At 39.1% G+C, this 19803-nt stretch carries 15 protein-coding genes, 1 pseudogene and 1 other annotated feature (1 of these 17 only partly in view); of the genes and pseudogenes, 9 read left to right on the top strand and 7 right to left on the bottom strand.

Annotated features, from left to right (window positions below):
- Positions 1-214: 214 nt before the first annotated feature.
- Positions 215-2380 (bottom strand): cell division FtsA domain-containing protein, encoded by a 2166-nt coding sequence (locus FJQ98_RS21925; RefSeq protein ID WP_053592337.1) that lies wholly within the window; start codon positions 2378-2380, stop codon positions 215-217.
- A gap of 173 nt (positions 2381-2553) precedes the next feature.
- On the opposite strand from FJQ98_RS21925, the gene FJQ98_RS21920 reads away from it, so the two are divergent.
- The gene (locus FJQ98_RS21920) at positions 2554-3639 is read left to right on the top strand and encodes a bifunctional 3-deoxy-7-phosphoheptulonate synthase/chorismate mutase (RefSeq protein WP_053592338.1); all 1086 of its coding nucleotides are present in this window, start codon (positions 2554-2556) and stop codon (positions 3637-3639) included.
- Positions 3640-3816: 177 nt separating this feature from the next.
- Positions 3817-4821: a catabolite control protein A gene (ccpA, locus tag FJQ98_RS21915; protein WP_053592339.1), complete on the top strand. Its 1005-nt coding sequence runs from the start codon at positions 3817-3819 to the stop codon at positions 4819-4821.
- 151 nt (positions 4822-4972) lie between these two features.
- Here ccpA and FJQ98_RS21910 read toward each other — a convergent pair whose 3' ends face one another.
- From FJQ98_RS21910 to FJQ98_RS21900, 3 genes are read right to left on the bottom strand one after another with little or no spacing between them, the layout of a single operon-like run.
- Positions 4973-6133: an acetoin utilization protein AcuC gene (locus FJQ98_RS21910; RefSeq protein WP_053592340.1), complete on the bottom strand. Its 1161-nt coding sequence runs from the start codon at positions 6131-6133 to the stop codon at positions 4973-4975.
- On the bottom strand, positions 6130-6780 hold the full coding sequence (locus FJQ98_RS21905) for an acetoin utilization AcuB family protein (RefSeq protein ID WP_053592341.1): 651 nt from the start codon (positions 6778-6780) through the stop codon (positions 6130-6132). Before FJQ98_RS21905 ends, FJQ98_RS21910 begins: the two co-directional genes overlap by 4 nt.
- Positions 6781-6804: 24 nt before the next feature.
- Complete coding sequence (locus FJQ98_RS21900) at positions 6805-7437, bottom strand: GNAT family N-acetyltransferase (RefSeq protein WP_053592474.1); 633 nt, start codon at positions 7435-7437, stop codon at positions 6805-6807.
- A gap of 344 nt (positions 7438-7781) precedes the next feature.
- Here FJQ98_RS21900 and acsA point away from each other — a divergent pair, with 344 nt between their 5' ends.
- Both acsA and FJQ98_RS21890 read left to right on the top strand, forming a co-directional pair.
- A complete protein-coding gene (gene acsA, locus FJQ98_RS21895) occupies positions 7782-9509 on the top strand; it encodes an acetate--CoA ligase (protein WP_425492665.1) in 1728 nt (575 codons plus the stop codon).
- Between the two features lie 128 nt (positions 9510-9637).
- Entirely contained in the window at positions 9638-9871 is a 234-nt protein-coding gene (locus FJQ98_RS21890) for a hypothetical protein (protein ID WP_053592342.1), read from the top strand.
- 36 nt (positions 9872-9907) lie between these two features.
- On the opposite strand, the pseudogene FJQ98_RS21885 reads toward FJQ98_RS21890, so the two are convergent.
- Positions 9908-10272: pseudogene (locus FJQ98_RS21885) on the bottom strand (IS3 family transposase); the annotation flags it as partial.
- A gap of 313 nt (positions 10273-10585) precedes the next feature.
- Between FJQ98_RS21885 and argC the strand changes: the two are divergent.
- From argC to FJQ98_RS21860, 5 genes are all read left to right on the top strand, one after another.
- Positions 10586-11620, top strand: coding sequence for an N-acetyl-gamma-glutamyl-phosphate reductase (gene argC / locus FJQ98_RS21880; RefSeq protein ID WP_053592343.1), 1035 nt, complete (start codon positions 10586-10588; stop codon positions 11618-11620).
- Between the two features lie 36 nt (positions 11621-11656).
- Positions 11657-12889 (top strand): bifunctional ornithine acetyltransferase/N-acetylglutamate synthase, encoded by a 1233-nt coding sequence (gene argJ, locus FJQ98_RS21875; RefSeq protein WP_201406545.1) that lies wholly within the window; start codon positions 11657-11659, stop codon positions 12887-12889.
- Positions 12852-13631 (top strand): acetylglutamate kinase, encoded by a 780-nt coding sequence (argB, locus tag FJQ98_RS21870; protein WP_201406544.1) that lies wholly within the window; start codon positions 12852-12854, stop codon positions 13629-13631. The genes argJ and argB overlap by 38 nt, the downstream gene beginning before the upstream one ends.
- Before the next feature lie 289 nt (positions 13632-13920).
- Positions 13921-15051 (top strand): acetylornithine transaminase, encoded by a 1131-nt coding sequence (gene argD, locus FJQ98_RS21865; RefSeq protein ID WP_053592346.1) that lies wholly within the window; start codon positions 13921-13923, stop codon positions 15049-15051.
- A gap of 195 nt (positions 15052-15246) precedes the next feature.
- Positions 15247-15384, top strand: a complete 138-nt coding sequence (locus FJQ98_RS21860) for a hypothetical protein (protein ID WP_158002936.1) — start codon at positions 15247-15249, stop codon at positions 15382-15384.
- Between the two features lie 172 nt (positions 15385-15556).
- Here the strand turns inward: FJQ98_RS21860 and FJQ98_RS21855 are convergent, their stop codons facing one another.
- A complete protein-coding gene (locus FJQ98_RS21855; protein ID WP_053592347.1) occupies positions 15557-16438 on the bottom strand; it encodes an NAD-dependent epimerase/dehydratase family protein in 882 nt (293 codons plus the stop codon).
- Between the two features lie 92 nt (positions 16439-16530).
- Positions 16531-19638, bottom strand: coding sequence for a transglycosylase domain-containing protein (locus FJQ98_RS21850; RefSeq protein ID WP_053592348.1), 3108 nt, complete (start codon positions 19636-19638; stop codon positions 16531-16533).
- A gap of 102 nt (positions 19639-19740) precedes the next feature.
- Positions 19741-19803 (top strand) — a binding site (T-box leader) (it continues 141 nt past the right edge of the window).

Below are 19803 nucleotides of genomic sequence, written 5' to 3'. Positions count from 1 at the left end.
AAGGGATACGATACATCTGACAACGATGTATCGTATCCCTTTTTTTATTGTTAAGGAAACTATGGGTTTTTTGCCTGTGGATAAACTAGAGCAAAGTCGTCGTCTAGGCTAAAACGCTACATCCTCGAGGTCGCTTCGATCCCTCGGGCAAAAGTGGTGGAGCGTTTACTTTTGCTTCGGGCTCTCCAGCGCTTGTCGGATGTAAACGAGCGCTTTAGCGCATTTGTTCAGATATAGGCGCTTCTTTTAGTAAAATTTCTAATTTATCTCCGCCGAAGATTTCCATATCAAAGCTTGCTGGTTGATCATTTCGTAAAATCGTAAAATTACCTTTAAATGTAGTAGGTAGTTGCCAATTGGAGAAGCGGAACACATCTTGGTATATCCAACGACTCCGGTCTTTTTCTTTAAATGAAATTGTTGCTCCATTTGGAACGGTTGAAAGAGGTGATACTACCACTTGATTAACGAGTACTTCATTCGCCATCTTCTTTAGCTCTAACACCTCGCTTTGAAAATGTATAATGATTTTATCCTCAAGTAAAACATTCATTTGGTCAGCAATCCGTTGAACCGTAGGGAATGCTTGTTGTTGAAATGAAATAACATCACCATCGTGTACAGCATATGACATTTTAGATAGTTTATCATTAATCATTAAATGGGCTGAAAACTCAGGTAGATAAAGTGGCTTTCCGTCCACTTGAATATAAAATGACTCAAATTGTTTTAATAACTCCCAATTATTTGTGAGCTTAAATACATCCTCGACTGTTTCAGCTATTTCAAACATGATAACATCTCGATCATTTAATGCACTATCGAGTGATGCAGGAGAACCATTAACAGTTATTTGTGGTTCAATCACATATTTTGTATGCTGAATTGCAACTGTTTTAATGGCAGCATCATCTACAATGTCTCTCACTGTAGCATTAGCTGGCTGACCGTCTTGGCCTTCAATTAACTGGATGGCATCGCCTGTTTTAATCATCGTTTTTGTGGATGCCTGATGACCATTCACTAAAATTTCCGCCGGTTGACCGTGACCACCAGGGATGAAAATATCTTGTCCATTGACACTTACTGATAAACCATGTCCTGGTTTTCCATATAATTGCTTTGCCCGAATATTGGCAGCTAAAAATGCATCGGCAACGGTCATTTCCTTTAGTTCAAAAAGGCGAACTACTTGTTCATTGACAGTTAGACTCATATATTGAATAGGCATCTTTTTTGCTGCAATGGCAATACCGATTGGGGTCACCAATTCAGGGGATGCTTTAATATGATCTTCCTTCGTTAAGTTTTGAATGGCGTCTATCCCTCGAACGGCAATACGATTGGCAGGTAAATCAAGTACTAGTCCAAGTTCAGATGTAAGGTTTGGTGTTAAGCTACCTCCACCAACAAGCATTACTGCCTTAGGAGCTGTACGATTATTAAGACGTAAAATTTCTTCCCCAATGGCTTTTGCAAGTTGCTTGACTGCAGGATCAATTGCTTGAAGAACTTCTTCTTTCGGATAATATTGATCAAAGCCTAAAATATCTTGAATTAAAATTTCTGCCTCTGTTTGTAGTTGACGCTTCGCTTGTTCGGCAACTGGGAAGTCGAGTAAGTAGTGGTCACTTAAAGCCTCTGTTATTTCATCGCCGGCTGTTGGCACCATACCATAGGCGACAACAGTACTTTTATCGGTAATCGCTATATCAGATGTACCAGCACCAATATCAACAAGTGCCACATTTAAACGACGCATTGTTGGGGGAATAAGCACATTAATAGCTGCAATAGGTTCTAATGTTAGTGCATCCATTTCTAAATCCGCACGTTTTAGTGCAGCAATAAGTGATTCTACGACAACTCGTGGTAGGAACGTAGCAATGACTTCAATTTGTGCCTCATCACCTTGCTGATCAAGTAAGCTACCAATTTCTTCTCCGTCTAAACGGTAATATAGAACTGAATAACCAACACAGTAGTAGTGGCTTATTTTGGCATCGTCTTTATGTTGTAGGAGCTGTTGCTGTGCCTGTTGAACAGCTTGTAGCTCTAAACGACTTATATCCTCTTCTGTAAAGATTGGTCGATTACGTATATTGATCGTCACGCTTGCTTGTTCTGTTTTCAATGAGCGGCCGGCCGCAGCGACACTTACTTTTGTTAAAGGACCATGCTTCTCTTCAAGTTCATGTTTTATTTCATTGATTAAATCTGCCACGTACATGACATTATGTATTTGACCATCCACCATGGCACGTTCTTTATGCTCTTTTACTAAGATATCTTCCACGTGAAAGTGTTCATTATCTTCTGCTAAAATAATGCCTACTACAGAACGTGTACCGATATCAAGTGCAAATAATTTTGAACTCAATGTAATCGCTTCCTTTCCCATAACAACTTAAAAAAATTTAGCGAGTTGAAGCGCTAAATTAAAAATGCGTGACATTCTGTACAACATTGATTATAATATTGCTAATATCTAAAAATGTAACATACATTTCAGAGTTCTGAAAGTGTCTGTCATGGGGAGAGGAGCAAGAAAGCATGAGCCAAAACAATTTAGAAAGCTTACGTAGTCAAATAGACGACTTAAACTTAGAAATTCTTCGTCTAATTAACGAACGTGCAGCTGTAGTTGATGAAATCGGTAAGATTAAAGAAAAACAAGGTGTGAATCGTTATGATCCATTACGTGAACGTCACATGCTTGATCTTATCAAAGAGCACAATCAAGGTCCGTTAAACCAAATGACGGTTGATTATATATTTAAACAAATCTTTAAAACAGCTTTAAAACAACTAGAGGCGGACAAAAAGAAAGAGTTACTTGTATCTCGTAAGAAGAAATCAGAAGATACTGTCATTAATATAAATGGTGAGCTAATTGGCCAAGGAAAACCATCCTTCGTATTTGGACCTTGTGCTGTAGAATCATACGAGCAAGTAGCAGCAGTAGCAGCATCTATTAAAGCAAAAGGTGAAAAGTTAATTCGTGGCGGTGCTTATAAACCACGTACTTCTCCATATGACTTCCAAGGTCTTGGATTAGAAGGTCTTAAAATTTTAAAGCGTGTGTCAGAGGAATTCGGTTTAGGCGTTATTACGGAAATTGTTACACCAGGTCATTTAGAGGAAGCATTAGATTATATCGATGTCATCCAAATTGGTGCACGTAATATGCAAAACTTCGAATTATTAAAAGCAGCGGGTGCTACAAACAAACCTGTACTTTTAAAACGAGGCTTAGCAGCGACAATTGATGAATTCATTCATGCAGCAGAATACATTATGTCTAAAGGAAATGAGAACATCATTCTTTGTGAGCGTGGTATCCGTACTTACGAAAAAGCAACTCGTAACACATTAGATATTTCTGCTGTACCAATTTTAAAACAAGAAACGCATTTACCAGTATTTGTAGACGTTACACATTCAACAGGTCGTCGTGATTTACTATTACCATGTGCTAAGGCGGCAATTGCTATTGGAGCTGATGGCGTAATGGCAGAGGTGCATCCAGATCCATCTGTAGCACTTTCTGATTCACAACAACAAATGGATATTCCGACATTTGATGCTTTCTACGAAACACTACAAAATTTCATGAAGAACCATGAAATCCGTGCTTAATTGTTTTGATACACCGCTTGCTTAATCGGCAGGCGGTGTTTACTATATAGTGACAAAATAATGTCTAGAATAATACTATTTGTACTTGGTTTTTTTTCGTATACATACTACTTCTTGAAAAGAATATGAAAATTATCGTATGATAAGGCTATAAAAGGAAAAAAAGGAGGCACGTACATGACTGTTACAATTTATGATGTTGCAAGAGAAGCAAATGTTTCTATGGCAACGGTCTCTCGTGTAGTCAATGGCAATCAAAACGTAAAACCGGCAACACGAAAAAAAGTATTAGAAGTAATTGAACGATTAGAATATCGTCCAAACGCAGTAGCGCGAGGATTAGCAAGTAAGAAAACAACAACAGTTGGCGTGATTATCCCAGATATTGCAAACAATGTTTATGCGGAGCTGGCGCGTGGTGTAGAGGATATTGCAACAATGTATCGTTACAATATTATTTTAGCCAACTCAGATCAACATGAAGACAAAGAGCTACAGTTACTGGATACAATGCTGGGAAAACAGGTTGACGGTATTGTCATGATGAGTGATGAAGTGACTGAAAAAATGCAACAAACTATGGATCATTCACCTGTACCAATTGTACTTGCAGGTTCAGTAGATGAATCACAAACAATCGCGACTGTTAATATTGATTATTTCCAAGCAGCTTATGAGGCGATTACATTACTCATTCAAAATGGACATAAGCGAATCGCATTCGTAACAGGTCCGCTTACTTATACTATTAATGGAAAATTCAAACTTGAGGCTTATAAAAAAGCATTACAAGACGCAGGTTTACCTATAGATGAATCTCTAATCGCAGCAGAGGAATCGAGCTATGATATGGGCTTAGAGGCGTGGGAAACATTATCCTCACTTGAAAATCCTCCGACAGCTTATTTTGCAGGCAGTGATGAATTAGCAATTGGACTGATTCATGGTGCGCAGGATGCGGGCAAAGATGTGCCTGAGGATATCGAGGTTATCAGCTTTGAAAATTCAAAGTTAGCGCGTATGGTTCGTCCACAGCTAACAAGTGTCGCGCTACCGTTATACGATATCGGAGCTGTAGCAATGCGCTTGTTGACAAAATTAATGAACAAAGAGCCTGTTGAGGACGAAGCGGTTATATTACCTCATCGTATTGAACACCGCCAATCTGTCAAAAGTAAATAATAGAACTTAACACGTAAATCTCGTTGAGGATTTACGTGTTTTTTTATGTCAATCAGTAGAAAGACAAAAGTGAAGATAGAACACCAAGAGTGACGGATAAAATGTCTAAAGAACAAATAAAAAAGCCCCACGAAAATCGTGAGGCGTAAAATTAAGCGCGCTTTTCATTGCGAATAATATGTAGCGCTTTGGCTAGCATTTGCGTATTTTTTTCTTCGATTTCAGCTTTCCGTGGGATTGGCTCATACAAAGGATTTGGATCCTCCCAAGTTGGAATAAAAGGCACTGGTGCTTCAGGCTGCCAGCGATCTAACCATGCTTGAGGGAGAGGTCCTGTTGGTAATTGCTGATCCGTCATTTCAAGCCATAGCATAGACCATGCGCGAGGCACAACACGCCAAATATCGTAGCCTCCACCACCAACAGCAATCCATTTCCCCCCGCAATATTCATGAGCTAATTTATGCGCAAGCTTTGGAATTTCTCTATAAATATTCATTGTTCCATATAAATGTGTTAATGGATCGAAATAATGTGCATCTGCGCCGTTTTGAGTTAGCACAACATCTGGCTTGAAAAATTCAAAGACTTCTCGCATAGACTTTTCATATATTTCTAGGAAACTCTCATCTTCTGTAAAAGCATCAATGGGAAAATTAAAAGAAGTGCCATAGCCTTGTCCATTTCCGCGTTCTGTGATATTACCAGTTCCAGGGAAAAGATAGCGCCCTGTTTCATGAATAGATAATGTACAAACATCTGGGTCTTCATAAAAACTCCATTGTACACCATCTCCATGATGAGCATCGGTATCCACGTAAAGTACACGAGCATTGTATTTTTCCTGCAAATAGCGAATGGCTACTGTACTATCGTTGTAAATACAAAAGCCTGATGCACGGCCACGAAAGCCATGATGTAGCCCTCCACCTAGATTAAGGGCGTGCTCGACTTTTCCTTCCATAACATAATCGACAGCTGTCAGCGTTCCACCGACAAGCTGTGCACTTGCCTCATGCATATTTTCAAAAATGGGTGTATCTTCGGTGCCTATGCCGTAGCTTTCACATTGTGCCTCTGAAAGCTCACCATGCCCTGCTCTTTTAACGATATCAATATATTTTGGATCATGTGCAAGTAAAAGCTCCTCTTCTGTTGCGACACGAGCCGGAACAATATCCAAATCATCAAGAGCTTCAATATTTTTTAACAAATCCATTGTAAGCGTCAAGCGTTTATGATTGAAAGGATGGGTATCTGAAAATTTATATCCGAGTTGCTCTGGTGAGTAAACAAATACTGCTTTTTTCATTGTAATGAAACACCTGGTAAATTGGGCCATAATACATCAAAGCCTTCTTTTCGAAGATCTTTAATCATAGCTAATGGATTCAGTGTTTTTACTCGGACGCTTAAAATTTTATTTTGGGTATTTTCAGAGTCAGGATAAACTAAGACGCTTTGAACATTTGCATGATGTTTATTGAAAACTTTTGTGATTTCAAATAATATTCCTGGCGTATCGGATACACGGATTTCAATTTTAGAGCCAGGTTCAGTAGCACCGGTTAACTCTATATATGTATAGAGTAAATCTGTGGTAGTGACAATTCCAACTAATTTCCCTCCAGAGACAATTGGCAAACAGCCTACTTTGGATTCGTAAAAAGTAAGAGCTACTTCTTCTACAAAATCAAGTGGATGACCGACAAGTGGATTTTTAACCATAATTTCTTCCACTTTAGCATTAAAAACTGGAGAATTAGGTTCATCTCGTAACGAGGAAGGCAAAGCCTCTTTAATATCTCGTTCAGTGATAACCCCAAGAACATGACGCTCCTCATCTATAACTGGCAAATGACGTACTTTTTTCTCACGCATTAACTTTAGCGCTTCAAACACTGTATTTGTCGGAGCTAGTGTGTAGGGCTCTTCATTCATAATTTCTTCTACGATCATATACTCATCCCCTTTGTGTTGGCTTTAATACATGAAACGATTTCTAAAACGAAGTCTATCAAATCTTTCTATTGTCTCAGGGGGCACGCGTTTTCCTTCACGTGCCATCAGGCAGTTAGCAGGATGTGATGTAATTTCAGGATCATCCGTAGCAAAATATTCGAAGTCAGCGGAGCTCATCATTTTCTCCATCATTTTGCGATAATCCCAAACATTTAAACCAGTCCCTTTTAAGTCCCAATGCCAATAATATTCAGTAGTGATAACAAGATAGTCCTCCATTTCATCCCCCATAAAAGACACAGCTAGTAGTGCTTTACCAGCACCTGTACCTCGATATTCTGGAATGACTTCAATGGCGCCTAGCTCAATCATGTTATCAATTCGGTCCTCCGCCCATCGTTCGAGTGGATCAGGATATAGATAGGTGACGTAGCCTACAATAATGTTTTCTTTTCGAATAATAATAATTCGTCCTTCGGGAAGTCCTGCAATTTCTATAATGGCTTGCTGCTGTTGCTTTGGAGGTCTAAAAGCAACCAAGCCTTCGTGGAATGAATATGTAGCTAATTTTTCTGGAGGAACAGGTCCTTCCACATACACAGTACCATGCTTAGTTTCCTTTGTGACAGAAAAAAAAGTTTTTTTATGTTCCATAATTACACCACCTGCGTTTAATAATTCCATTATAGCTGATTTCCTGCGGAAAAACGCTATCTTTTGCAAAATATACCTGTGTTTTTAGAAAAATAAAAATATTAAGACATTCTTGGTGAATTCGTGTAAAATATATTTATATTGCATCTGTTATTTAACAGGAGAATGTAGTGTGAATAAGCATTCACTAATTCTATACTACTTAAACTGTTGTATAACAATTGCTACATAACGTAGTTGTCTTTGGAGAAGGTGGCGAATTTTGATGGGGGAAAATAATGAAATTTCGATTTGAAATTTGCTTACTAATGAACTAAGGCGATAGTAAAGAAAGGGGTAGTTTCATGGGGATGAAAATGATGGAGAAGTTGAATGCTTTACCAGGGCGGTACAGTTTGCCTAATTATGAGGAATCTGCAGCAACACATGATTGGGCAGAGACAGAAAAGGACTTTAGTTGGTATGAAACAGGTCGTGTGAATATGGCGTATGAGGCAATTGATCGTCATGCTGAAACGCATCGGAAAAACAAAGTTGCACTTTATTTTAATGATGGTAAGCGTAAAGAGGCTTATTCTTTCAATGAAATGAAAAAGCTGACAAATAAAGCTGCAAATGTTTTTAAGACAGCAACAAATTTAGAAAAAGGTGATCGTTTATTTATTTTCATGCCACGTTCACCTGAGCTTTATTTTTCATTATTAGGCGCATTGAAAATGGGCGTTATTGTAGGTCCATTATTCGAGGCATTTATGGAAGGTGCTGTTTATGACAGACTTGCAGATAGTGAGGCTAAAGTATTAGTGACAACACCAGAGTTACTTGAACGTGTACCTTTAGAAAAGCTACCACATTTGCAGCACGTCTTTTTAGTAGGAACTGATATTGAGGAAACAACACAAATTTTAGATTTTAATAGACGCTTGAAAGAAGCATCTTCTCGATTTGACATTGAATGGGTGGACAGAGAGGATGGTATGATTCTTCATTATACTTCTGGATCAACTGGAGCACCAAAGGGTGTATTGCATGTTCATAATGCAATGCTTCAACAATATCAATCAACGCAATGGGTACTAGATTTACGTGAAGATGATATTTACTGGTGTACGGCTGATCCAGGGTGGGTAACAGGCACAGCATATGGCATTTTTGGACCATGGTTAAATGGTGTCACAATGCTAATTATTGGCGGGAGATTCTCTCCACAAGCTTGGTACCAAGCAATTGAGGATTATAGTGTAACAGTTTGGTATAGTGCACCAACCGCTTTTAGAATGTTAATGGGTGCTGGTAGTGGTATGCTTGCGAATTATGATCTATCTTCGTTACGTCACATTTTATCTGTTGGTGAGCCGTTAAATCCAGAGGTAATTCGTTGGGGTATTGATGAGCTAGGTCACCGTATTCATGATACATGGTGGATGACAGAAACTGGTGCACATATGATTTGTAACTATCCTTCTATGGATATTAAGCCAGGATCCATGGGAAAACCATTACCAGGTATCCATGCGACGATTGTTGATGATGCTGGTAATGAAGTACCACCTTTTACAATGGGAAATCTAGCAATTCGACGTGGTTGGCCAGCAATGATGCGTCAAATTTGGGGCAATCCAGAACGTTATGAATCCTATTTCTTAAAAGGTGAGTGGTATGTGTCTGGGGACTCTGCCTATATGGATGATGAAGGTTACTTCTGGTTCCAAGGACGTGTAGATGATGTTATTATGACAGCTGGTGAGCGGGTAGGTCCTTTTGAGGTAGAAAGTAAGCTACTAGAGCATCCTGATATTGTCGAGGCAGGAGTAATTGGAAAGCCAGATCCTGTACGAGGTGAAATTATTAAAGCCTTTGTATCCTTACGTGAGGGTGTAGAACCTTCAGATGTATTGATTGAGGATATTCGTAATTTTGTTAAGAAGGGCTTGTCAGCACATGCAGCACCACGTGAAATTGAATTTAAGGATAAGCTACCAAAAACGCGCAGTGGTAAGATTATGCGTCGTGTGTTAAAGGCGTGGGAGTTAAATTTACCAACTGGCGATTTATCGACGATGGAAGACTAAGTCTCAAATAAAGTTTTAATATTGGATATTAATATTTTACACGTTCAGTGCATAAATAGAAGGCGGAAATTCATTCGATAAGTGAATGAGTTTCCGCCTTCTTTTAACTTATTTCGGAGGTGAGTGCATTGAAAGTAGGAATTGTTGGTGCAACGGGGTATGGTTGGTTAGAGCTTATTCGATTTTTACATAATCATAAAGCGGTGAAGCGGATTGATTTATTCACATCCTCAGAAGAAGGTGTTATTTTTTCTTTTAAGTTTGGTCATCTCGTTCATATTGCCGATACACCTTTACAAAAAATTGATTATGGGGCTCTAGAGAAACTTGATGTTGTTTTTACGAGTAGGCCTTCAGAGTGACAAGTGAGCTATTACCTCCATTGGTAGGGAAAGGTCCTAAATTGATAGATTTATCTGGCGACTTCCGTTTACAAGATCCCGCGAGCTATGAAGCGCAGGCGGCAGCTTTTTTAAATTCCATTGCCCTCGATAATGATTGTAGTAAATCATGTAACTCTTAATTTCTTTCTTTACTTCTTCTAACGTTTCACATGCTCTAATAGTTGTTTCATCTTTAAAATGCCCAAAGAATGATTCTTGTGGCGCATTATCCCAACAGTTTCCTCGACGTGACATGGACTGTCCTAAGACCATTTTCTTCACTAAGGTTCGGAATTTTGGATTCGTATAGTGAAAAATTTGATCCGAATGGATAAAGTCTCTTCCCTTAAATGGCGATGCTTCTTCAATTTATGTAACGTGTTGAGCACAATTTCTATACTCAATGTACCATCTTATCCAAAACAATTTACCATATGATTACGCAATAGCAGCTTCCAACTGTTCGTAAATGGTAAATTAACTATATAAATGCTTTATAAAAGTTAATCTATTAGAGATTTAGTCACTATTTCTAAGTCTTCTCTTTGTTTTATAGCGTTTAGTTATCTAAATTTTTTTCAAAATCATTCATTAAACGAAGTTTGCGAAAAATTCTAATATAAATAAAAATTCAGTTGACTTAATAAATATGCAGACGTATACTAATTTTAACTTATTTCAGAGGTGAGTGTATTGAAAGTAGGAATTGTTGGTGCAACCGGATATGGTGGATTAGAACTTATTCGATTTTTACATAATCATAAAGCGGTGGAGCGGATCGATTTATTCACATCTTCTGAAGAAGGTGTAATTTTTTCTTCTAAGTTTGGTCATCTTGTTCATATTGCCGATACACCTTTACAAAAGATTGATTATGGAGCTTTAGAGAAATTTGATGTTGTTTTTACAAGTACGCCTTCAGGGGTGACAAGTGAGCTATTACCTCCATTGGTAGGGAAAGGTCCTAAGTTAATAGATTTATCTGGAGACTTCCGTTTAAAAGATCCAGCAAGCTATGAAGCGTGGTACGGTAAAAAAGCGGCGCCACTAGAAGTTATTCAACAAAGTGTTTATGGTTTAACTGAATGGAATGCAGAACATGTTCAACAAGCGTCTCTTATCGCAAATCCAGGGTGCTATCCAACAGCAGTTTTGCTTTCGTTGTTACCATTGCTAAAAGAACAATTGATTGATCCGAGCTTTTTAGTGATTGATGCAAAAAGTGGGATTTCAGGAGCTGGAAATAAGCCATCACAAACGACGCATTTTAGTGAGGCGAATGAAAGCTTTTCAATCTATAAAACGAATACACATCAGCATATACCAGAAATTGAGCAGGCCATTTCTATGTTTGCAGGTGTCGAAACAACTATTTCTTTTAATACTCATTTAGTGCCAATGTCGAGAGGGATTTTATCGACCTCATATGCGCCTGTTATGCCTGGTGTCACAGAGAAGCGGTTAGTATCTTGTTTACAGAATACCTATGAAAAGCATCCGTTCGTGCGAATCGTTACAGATGCAAATAGCCTAGGAACAAACCATGTTAAAGGTTCGAACTATTGCGATATTTTAGTGAAAGTAGATAGCCGTACAAATCGTGCCACAATTGTTGGTGTCATAGATAATTTAGTCAAAGGGGCTGCAGGGCAAGCCATTCAAAATATGAACGTTCAATTTGATTTACCGCAAACGACAGGGCTGGATGTTGTACCGTTCTTTATTTAATGATCTCATATTAAAAAAACAAGGAGGAACTATTTTATGACATTAATCGCATCAATAAATATTATGAAAAAATTATCAAGTAAAAATATTGTTTCACCAAAAGGCTTTAAAGCTTCGGGTATACATTGTGGATTAAAGCATAAGAAAAAAGATTTAGCCGTGTTAGTCAGTGAGGTACCAGCAAGTGTAGCCGGTGTCTTTACAACGAATGCTGTGCAGGCAGCACCATTAAAAGTAACGAAAGAAGTTGTCTACACAACGAAGAAAATGCAGGCGATGATTGTCAACTCTGGAAATGCTAATGCATGTACAGGGAAGCAGAGGGCGAAGGATGCACAAACAATGCAGGCGCTAATGGCAGAAAAGCTTTGTATCGAGGCAAATTTAGTAGGGGTTTGCTCAACGGGTGTGATCGGTGAAATGATGAATATGGAGCCAGTGGCAAATGGGATTAATCAGTTAGCGCCAAAGGATAGTTTAGAAAGTGCTATTGATTTTGCACAAGCGATTTTGACAACAGATACGGTGATGAAAAACACAAGCTACAGCACTATTGTCGATGGTAAAGAGGTTATTATCGCTGGGGTTGCAAAAGGTTCAGGTATGATTGAACCAAATATGGCGACGATGCTTGGTTTTATTACGACAGATGCAAATATTGAATCGGATGTCCTGCAAGCTACATTATCTGATATCACAAATCTGACTTTTAATGCAATTACGGTGGATGGAGATACATCTACAAATGATACAGTAGTTATAATGGCAAACGGGTTAGCAGGTAATGAAGCTTTAACTCCGGCCCATCCAGATTGGCAAAACTTTTATTATACATTAAAAACAGTAGCACAAGACTTAGCGAAAATGATTGCCAAAGATGGAGAGGGTGCAACGAAGCTGATTGAGGTTGAAGTAGAAGGCGCATTTTCGGATGAAGAGGCACGTAAAATTGCTAAAACAGTAGTTGGTTCACCACTTGTGAAAACAGCAGTATTTGGTTGTGATGCAAATTGGGGACGTATTATTGCAGCTGTAGGCTACAGTGGTGCGAAAGTTGATCCGGATAAAATTACGATCCAAATTGGTGGCACAACAATGGTCGAAAACGGTGAGCCAGTTCCATTCTCAGAGGATGAATTAATTCGAATTTTAAAAATGAATGAAGTGAAAATCTATGTGTCACTTGGTATGGGTGAAGGCAAGGGGCATGCTTGGGGATGTGATCTAACCTATGACTACGTCCAAATCAATGCATCATACCGTTCGTAAACGTATGGTCATTAAGCTTGGTGGCAGTACGCTAGAAGGCTTAAACGAGTCGTTTTTTGAGAATTTAAAAAAACTCCAAGAGAGCGGTATAGAGCTTATTATTACCCATGGTGGTGGCCCAGCCATTAACCGTGAACTTGCAGTGCGCGGGGTAGAATCACACGCTTTAAACGGTATTCGTGTTACTAGCGAAGCTGCAATTGCCATTGTACAATCAACGTTAATAGGTAAGGTCAATCCAGCGCTTGTTCATGAATTAACAACGGCAGGTATTGCTGCTATTGGTTTAAATGGCTTCGATGGTCAGCTAATTGTAGCGGATTATCTAGACAAAGATGTATACGGTTTTGTTGGTGAAGTAAAAACCGTCAATACATCTTTGCTAGAAGCATTAATTAGTGCAGGGATTGTACCAGTTATTGCTTGCATTGGAGCAGATGAACGTGGTCAGGCATTAAATATTAATGGAGATACGGTAGCAAGTGAAATAGCATTAGCTATAGATGCAGATAGCTTATTACTTGTAACGGATGTAAGTGGTATTCGAATTAACAATGAATATCAATCGAAAGCAACACCTTCCTTCATCAATCAATGGATTGAGGAGGGGCATATTTATGGTGGGATGTTACCAAAAGTTCAAGGAGCTCTTGAATGTTTAAGTGCAGGTATTCCATCAGTGCAAATTGTTGGGGATTCTCTAGTAGGTACGACGATTTTATCCCGCATGAACGGGCAGTAATTTATCTGTATCGAAAGCAAGTTACAGGTACAAGACTCCCACCTCAAATTCAGCGAAAGAAGTTAGGCGGGAGATAAACTGCCTGTAAAAGAGCCCGATTGGTGAAGACTAATAATCAGTGGGAGAATGAAGAGACCCCCATTGATTAATCACTTTAGCCTCACTCAGTAAAGGTCATTCTTCATTATAGATTAGAGTGACCGTTCTAATGACTTAACGTTAGCAATATAGTTGTGTAGAGAAGAAGATTGATGGTTCTAGCTATAGCAAATTTAGTAGGAGTGATAAAATGAGTGCTTTATTTGGAAATTACGGCAAACGCCGCGCCCGAATTGTCAAAGGGCAAGGAACCATTGTAGAAGATTCTACTGGCAAAAAATATTTAGATTTTACAAGTGGGATCGCTGTAGTGAGTCTTGGTCATGCAAATCCTGCGATTGTGAAGGCTATTCATGATCAAAGTGAAAAGCTTTGGCATATTTCTAACCTTTTTGATATTCCTGGTCAGGAGAAGGTTGCACAAAAATTAATAGCAGATACACATTTTTCTTATGCATTTTTCTGTAATAGCGGTGCAGAAGCAAACGAAGCGGCTATCAAGCTAGCGCGTAAGCATACAGGGAAAAATCATATTATTACATTTGAAAAATCTTTCCATGGGCGAACTTTTGGAGCTATGTCCGCAACAGGTCAGGGCAAGGTACATAATGGCTTCGGACCACTTGTTGAAAAATTTACGATTCTTCCTTTTAATGATGTGGCAGCACTTGAAGCAACGATTGATGATTCTGTCGCAGCAATTATGTTGGAAATGATTCAAGGTGAGGGCGGTGTTAACAGTGTATCTCCAGAATTCGCAGCAGCAATAGCTAAAGCCTGTGATGACAAAGGAATATTACTGATTATCGATGAGGTTCAAACAGGTATTGGACGAACAGGAACAAGATATGCTTATGAGCAAACGATATTAAAACCAAATATTGTGACATTAGCAAAAGGGCTAGGTGGTGGTTTCCCTGTCGGTGGGATGCTTGGAACAGCTGAGCTATATGATACATTTAGTCCTGGCACACATGGGACAACATTCGGTGGTAATCCACTTGCAATGAGTGTTGCTGAAACCGTGCTTGATCATGTTTTTGAACCTGCTTTTTTACAACATGTACAGGAGCTATCCACGTATTTTGTGAAGCAGTTGAAAGCGAATCTCCCTTCTAATTATACGGTACAGGGCCAGGGCTTACTGCTTGGCATTGGCTGTGGCGATGCTGAGGTTGCCCCTTATATAGCTACAGCAGAGGAAAAGGGCTTATTATTAGTAGGTGCAGGGCCAAATGTTATTCGACTTTTACCTCCATTGACCGTGTCAAAAGCAGAAATCAATGAGGCGATAGCGATTTTAAAAACGATACTGTCATAGTATCAGGTTAATTAAATACGAATGAATCTGCTAGACTTCTTTGTAAGAAATCTAGCAGATTTTTTAATGCTTACCTCTAAAAATGAGGATGATATTTTTAAAAAATATGCCATGTATAAAAGTTGATTGGAGTGGAGGCTGGGCGACTCCTTAGGGATCAGCGGCTCATCGGACGCCCCTAGGAAGCTTTGCTCTGTGCGACAGCGACAATGTTTTATCTGTGCGAAAGCGACAGCAACAATGTTTTATCTGCGCGAAAGCGAAGCGTCAGCGGCAAAGCGCCCAGCCGGACCGGAAATCAACCCCGCATTCGGTGATAAGTTTGTAGTTTAGTAAAATCTTATCCCGCATTAACGGGCAGTACTTTATCTGTACCGAAAGCAAAGCGTTAGGTACAAGACTCTCGCCTCGAATTTAGGTGGGAGAGTAACTGCCCGTAAAAGCCCGATTGGTGAAGACTAATAATCAGTGGGGTAAAGAATACTCCACCGATTAAAGTTTCACTTTATTGCAGCTCTTTTACTAATGTTTGCACTAGAGCAGGAAGCCAATCATGAAGTTGACTAAATGCAAAGCCTGCAGCTTCTGCCTTTGTAGTTGACATATACCAATCTGCTGGAACTCCGTATGGGGACTGCGACTTTTCATCGCCACCTACAAGTGAAATTTTTGCATGCTTTCCGCTTGCTTCTTCAATAAGTCCAATCAAATTTTTTAACGAAATCGCACCTGTTGCTGTTGCATTAAAAGGTCCATCAATTGGCGTAATGCCAGCAAAATATAAAAATGCAGCTGCTTCGTCATCCGTAATATAGCTCATCTTCGCATCAACATTTGGGAGTGAAATAGGCTGCTCCTGTAAAATTCGTTCAACGTGAAAATGTAAACGGCGTGTATAGTCATTCTCACCCATAACAATAGGGAAACGTACAGCGACGACGGGGAACGTAGCCTCTTTGAAAAGTACTGCCTCTGCTTGTCGTTTACCTTCCCCATATGAAAGATCTTCACGGTTTCCCATTCGAACTTCATAATCGTATGGATTAAAATCGTCTTCTGTTTTTACAGTGCCGTCTATTTCGTAGGTTGAGAGAGTAGAGGTGAAAACGAGCTTGTTCGTTTTACCTTCTAAAATTTCACATATTTTATGAGCTTCGTTGGGAGAATAGCAAATATTATCATAGACAATATCCCATGTAGTACTTGATAGTGCCTGTGACAACGCATCAGCATCATCTCGATTAACAACTAGCTGTTTCACTTTTGTACCAAAAGGATTTCCACTTTGACCACGTGTTAAAATAGTTACGCTATGCCCATTTTGAAGACAGAGTTCAATAAGCTTTTTACCAAAAAAGCGAGTGCCTCCTAAAACTAAAATATTCATATTATCCCACCCCTTCAAATTAGTAGTCTTCTTTATAATGACAAAAAAACAAGCTTACTACAATCACTTTTGAACTGTAGTAAGCTTGTTGGTTATTGGGCAGGTGGGTCAGTAGGTGGAGTTGTGTTTCCGTTATCTCCTCCGGTAGAGCCATTGCCGTTGTTTCCGGAACCGTTGCCGTTATTTGAGCCATTGCCGTTGTTTCCGGAACCGTTGCCGTTATTCGAGCCATTTCCATTATTCTCGGAACCATTGCCGTTATTCGAGCCGTTTCCGTTGTTCCCAGAGCCGTTATTTGAGCCATTTCCGTTACTTCCACCAGAACCATTGCCATTTTCTGAGCCGCTTCCATTATTGCCCGGGTCATTTTCATTAGTAGGTGGAGTAGTTGGTGGAATTTCTTCTTGATTTTCTTTTTGTTCAGGTTCTTCTTCTTTTACTTTTACTTTTTCTTTTTCACTTGCACTGCCACCAGTAGAAACAACATTGGATTGCGATGAAGTTAAACCTGTAATATCTACAGCGACAACAACGTAGGCTTGACCACTTGCTACCGCCATACTTTGTGTTGATTCAAGTACCGATCCGACAAGTGTTCTACCACCATTTGTTACTTTATATATACGATAACCGACTACATCGTTTGAAGAGCCTGACCAAGATAATGTATTGCCATTAACTGAAGCAGTTACAGCTGCTGGCGGATTATTATCTGCCGGGAAATCAACAGCTGATACCGATGAATTCGCTAATGACGAATTTTTTGGTAATAGGCTGGCCGGGTTACCGCCAAGTGGGCCTAGCATTCGTTTAATAAATGCTTGATTAATACCTGCACCACCTGCTTTTACAAATTCTGCCGGTGTGTTAGGAAGTGCATTATAAGTTTTACCTTTTATCGTAACAACGCTTGAGGAAGCTAAGCTATCATCAGCTTGTGAAGGTAAAAATACTTTCGCGTTAAACAAATCTGAGCGCACGAGACCAGCATTGGCACATGCTGCAGATGGCGCTAAACCAGAAATACCACAGAATGATGCAGTAACAACATTTTTCGGTTGCACAAATCTAGTTTTAGGGGCAATTAACTGTGGATCTACATCATACACAGAATTCATTAATGTTCCCCATAGTTTATTAATTCGCATGCTAGGCCGTTGATACGTATTATTAAATGCATCCAGTGTTTGATTTTTATCATAACCCATCCATACACCAAGAGAAACATTCGGGTTATAACCAACTAGCCAAACGTCTTTGTAGCCTTCTGAAGTACCTGTTTTAGCGGCAAAGTCAGCAGAGAATTTTAATGTATTTCTTGCAAGTGTACCTGTACCTTTTGTTAGCACATCTCGTAACATATCTGTAACGATATAAGAAGTTTCAGGACTAAATACTTGTTCAGGTTTAACTTCGTGTTTATAAATGATATTTCCATTTTGGTCTTCAATTCTATCAATCATATAAGAGTCTATGAATTGTCCACCATTTGCAAAAGTTGCAAAGGCATTGGTGTTCTCTTCAACAGTAATACCTTCTTCTACGGCTCCGAGACTAGTTGAAATGTTTGTGAAATCAGCAGGCTTTAGGGTTGTGATTCCCATCTTTACTAAATAATCGGCAGGGCGTCTGTTAAGAATACTATAATATAGACGTATAGCTGATAAGTTTTGTGAATCTGCTAATGCCTCACGTGCAGGGATTAGTCCTCGTTCATCATTAGTATTATAGTTGTTTGGACTCCATCCGGGAATAGAGAATTTTACGTCGACTAATGGGCTACCTGCACCGATTACACCGTATTCTATTGCAGGTGCATATATGAGTAAAGGCTTCATTGTTGAGCCATTTGAGCGTTTTGCCTGTGTAGCATAGTTATAACTTTTTAATTCAAAATCACGACCACCGACAAAGCTTAAAATACGTCCTGTAGTATTTTCAATTAAAATACTACCAACCTGTACAGGCATTTGAACATCAATTTCTTCACCTGTTACAGGATCTTTGTCTTTAACGGTGTAAGTATGACCGTAATTTTGAAAGTTTTCCGCTGCTTTTTGCATCGAATCGTACATATCCTTATTAATAGTTGAATAGATACGATAACCTTTTGAGCGGACATCACGATCTGCTAAAATCGTATACTTTTCTTTTAATTTTGTTTCATTTTTTAAGCGCTCTGGATCAATACCATCTGCTTCTGCTAGTTTTTCCGCAATAATGTCTTTTGCTCGACTTTCAAGCTCATACGTTAGCCATGGGTAGCGATCTTCTGCGCGCATCTCCGGTGAACGGAAGTCAGCTGTGATATCGTAAGCCAGTGCTTCTTTATATTGAGCTTCGTTAATATAACCTGCGTCTTTCATACGATAAAGTACAGTTTTCATACGATCAATACCTGGTTGTAGAGCTTCTTTACTTTTAAGTACACCTGTATTTGTGAAAGGTGTGTAAGTAAAAGGTGATTGAGGTATACCAGCTATATATGCTGCTTGAGGAAGTGATAAATCCTTTGCTTTTACATTGAAAATACCTTCAGCAGCTGTTTCTACCCCTGCAATGTTTCGACCGGAAGCGTTTCGACCATAAGGTATTATGTTTAAATAGGCCTCTAAAATTTCTTCCTTTTTCATAAAGTGTTCTAAGCGCATCGCAAGTAAAAGTTCTTTTGCTTTTCGTTCATATGATACTTCGTTTGTTAATACTTGGTTTTTAATAAGCTGCTGTGTTAGTGTAGAGCCACCAGTTTGTGTAGAAGAGTTTGTTACGTCTTGAACTAGCCCGCGGATGACGGCCTTCGGAACTATTCCGTTATGTTCACGGAAATACTCGTCCTCTGTCGCTAATACCGCATTCACAACATCAGGTGCGACATCGTTTAATGTTGTTACTCGGCGGTCTAAATCTGTACGTAATTTTCCGATATAAATATCGTTGGCAAAATAAATCTCACTTGTTGAATCGTAATTGAAAATTTCTTTTCGTAATTCTTCCTTTGAGCGTAGGGGCTCTTCTTTTACAAGTGAAGCAAAATAGCCAGCGCCAACTGAACCGGCAAATACAGTGCCTACCAATGCAAAGACTAAAAATAGTAAAAATAAGTTCCAGGTAACACTTCCTGAAATACGTAATTTCTTCATCCATTTTTGTTGAATTAATTCATCGATCTTTGCATTGATTTTCTCAATCCAATCTTTCAATGTATCGACCTCCTAAAATCTTGTCTATTATAGCACATATTGATTTAGCTCGAACATAGTTATTGACAATGAAAAAGAATCGTATAGAATAATGCTTATAGTTTTCTAGTGAAGAAGAGCTTGCAGTAGTGTCTATATTCCCTGTCTAGAGAGCCAGCGGTTGGT

This window comes from Lysinibacillus agricola, from assembly GCF_016638705.1.
Taxonomy (GTDB): Bacteria; Bacillota; Bacilli; order Bacillales_A; family Planococcaceae; genus Lysinibacillus; species Lysinibacillus agricola.
Note: the sequence above shows the minus strand (reverse complement) of the source record. Positions and strands in the feature narration are given on the sequence as shown.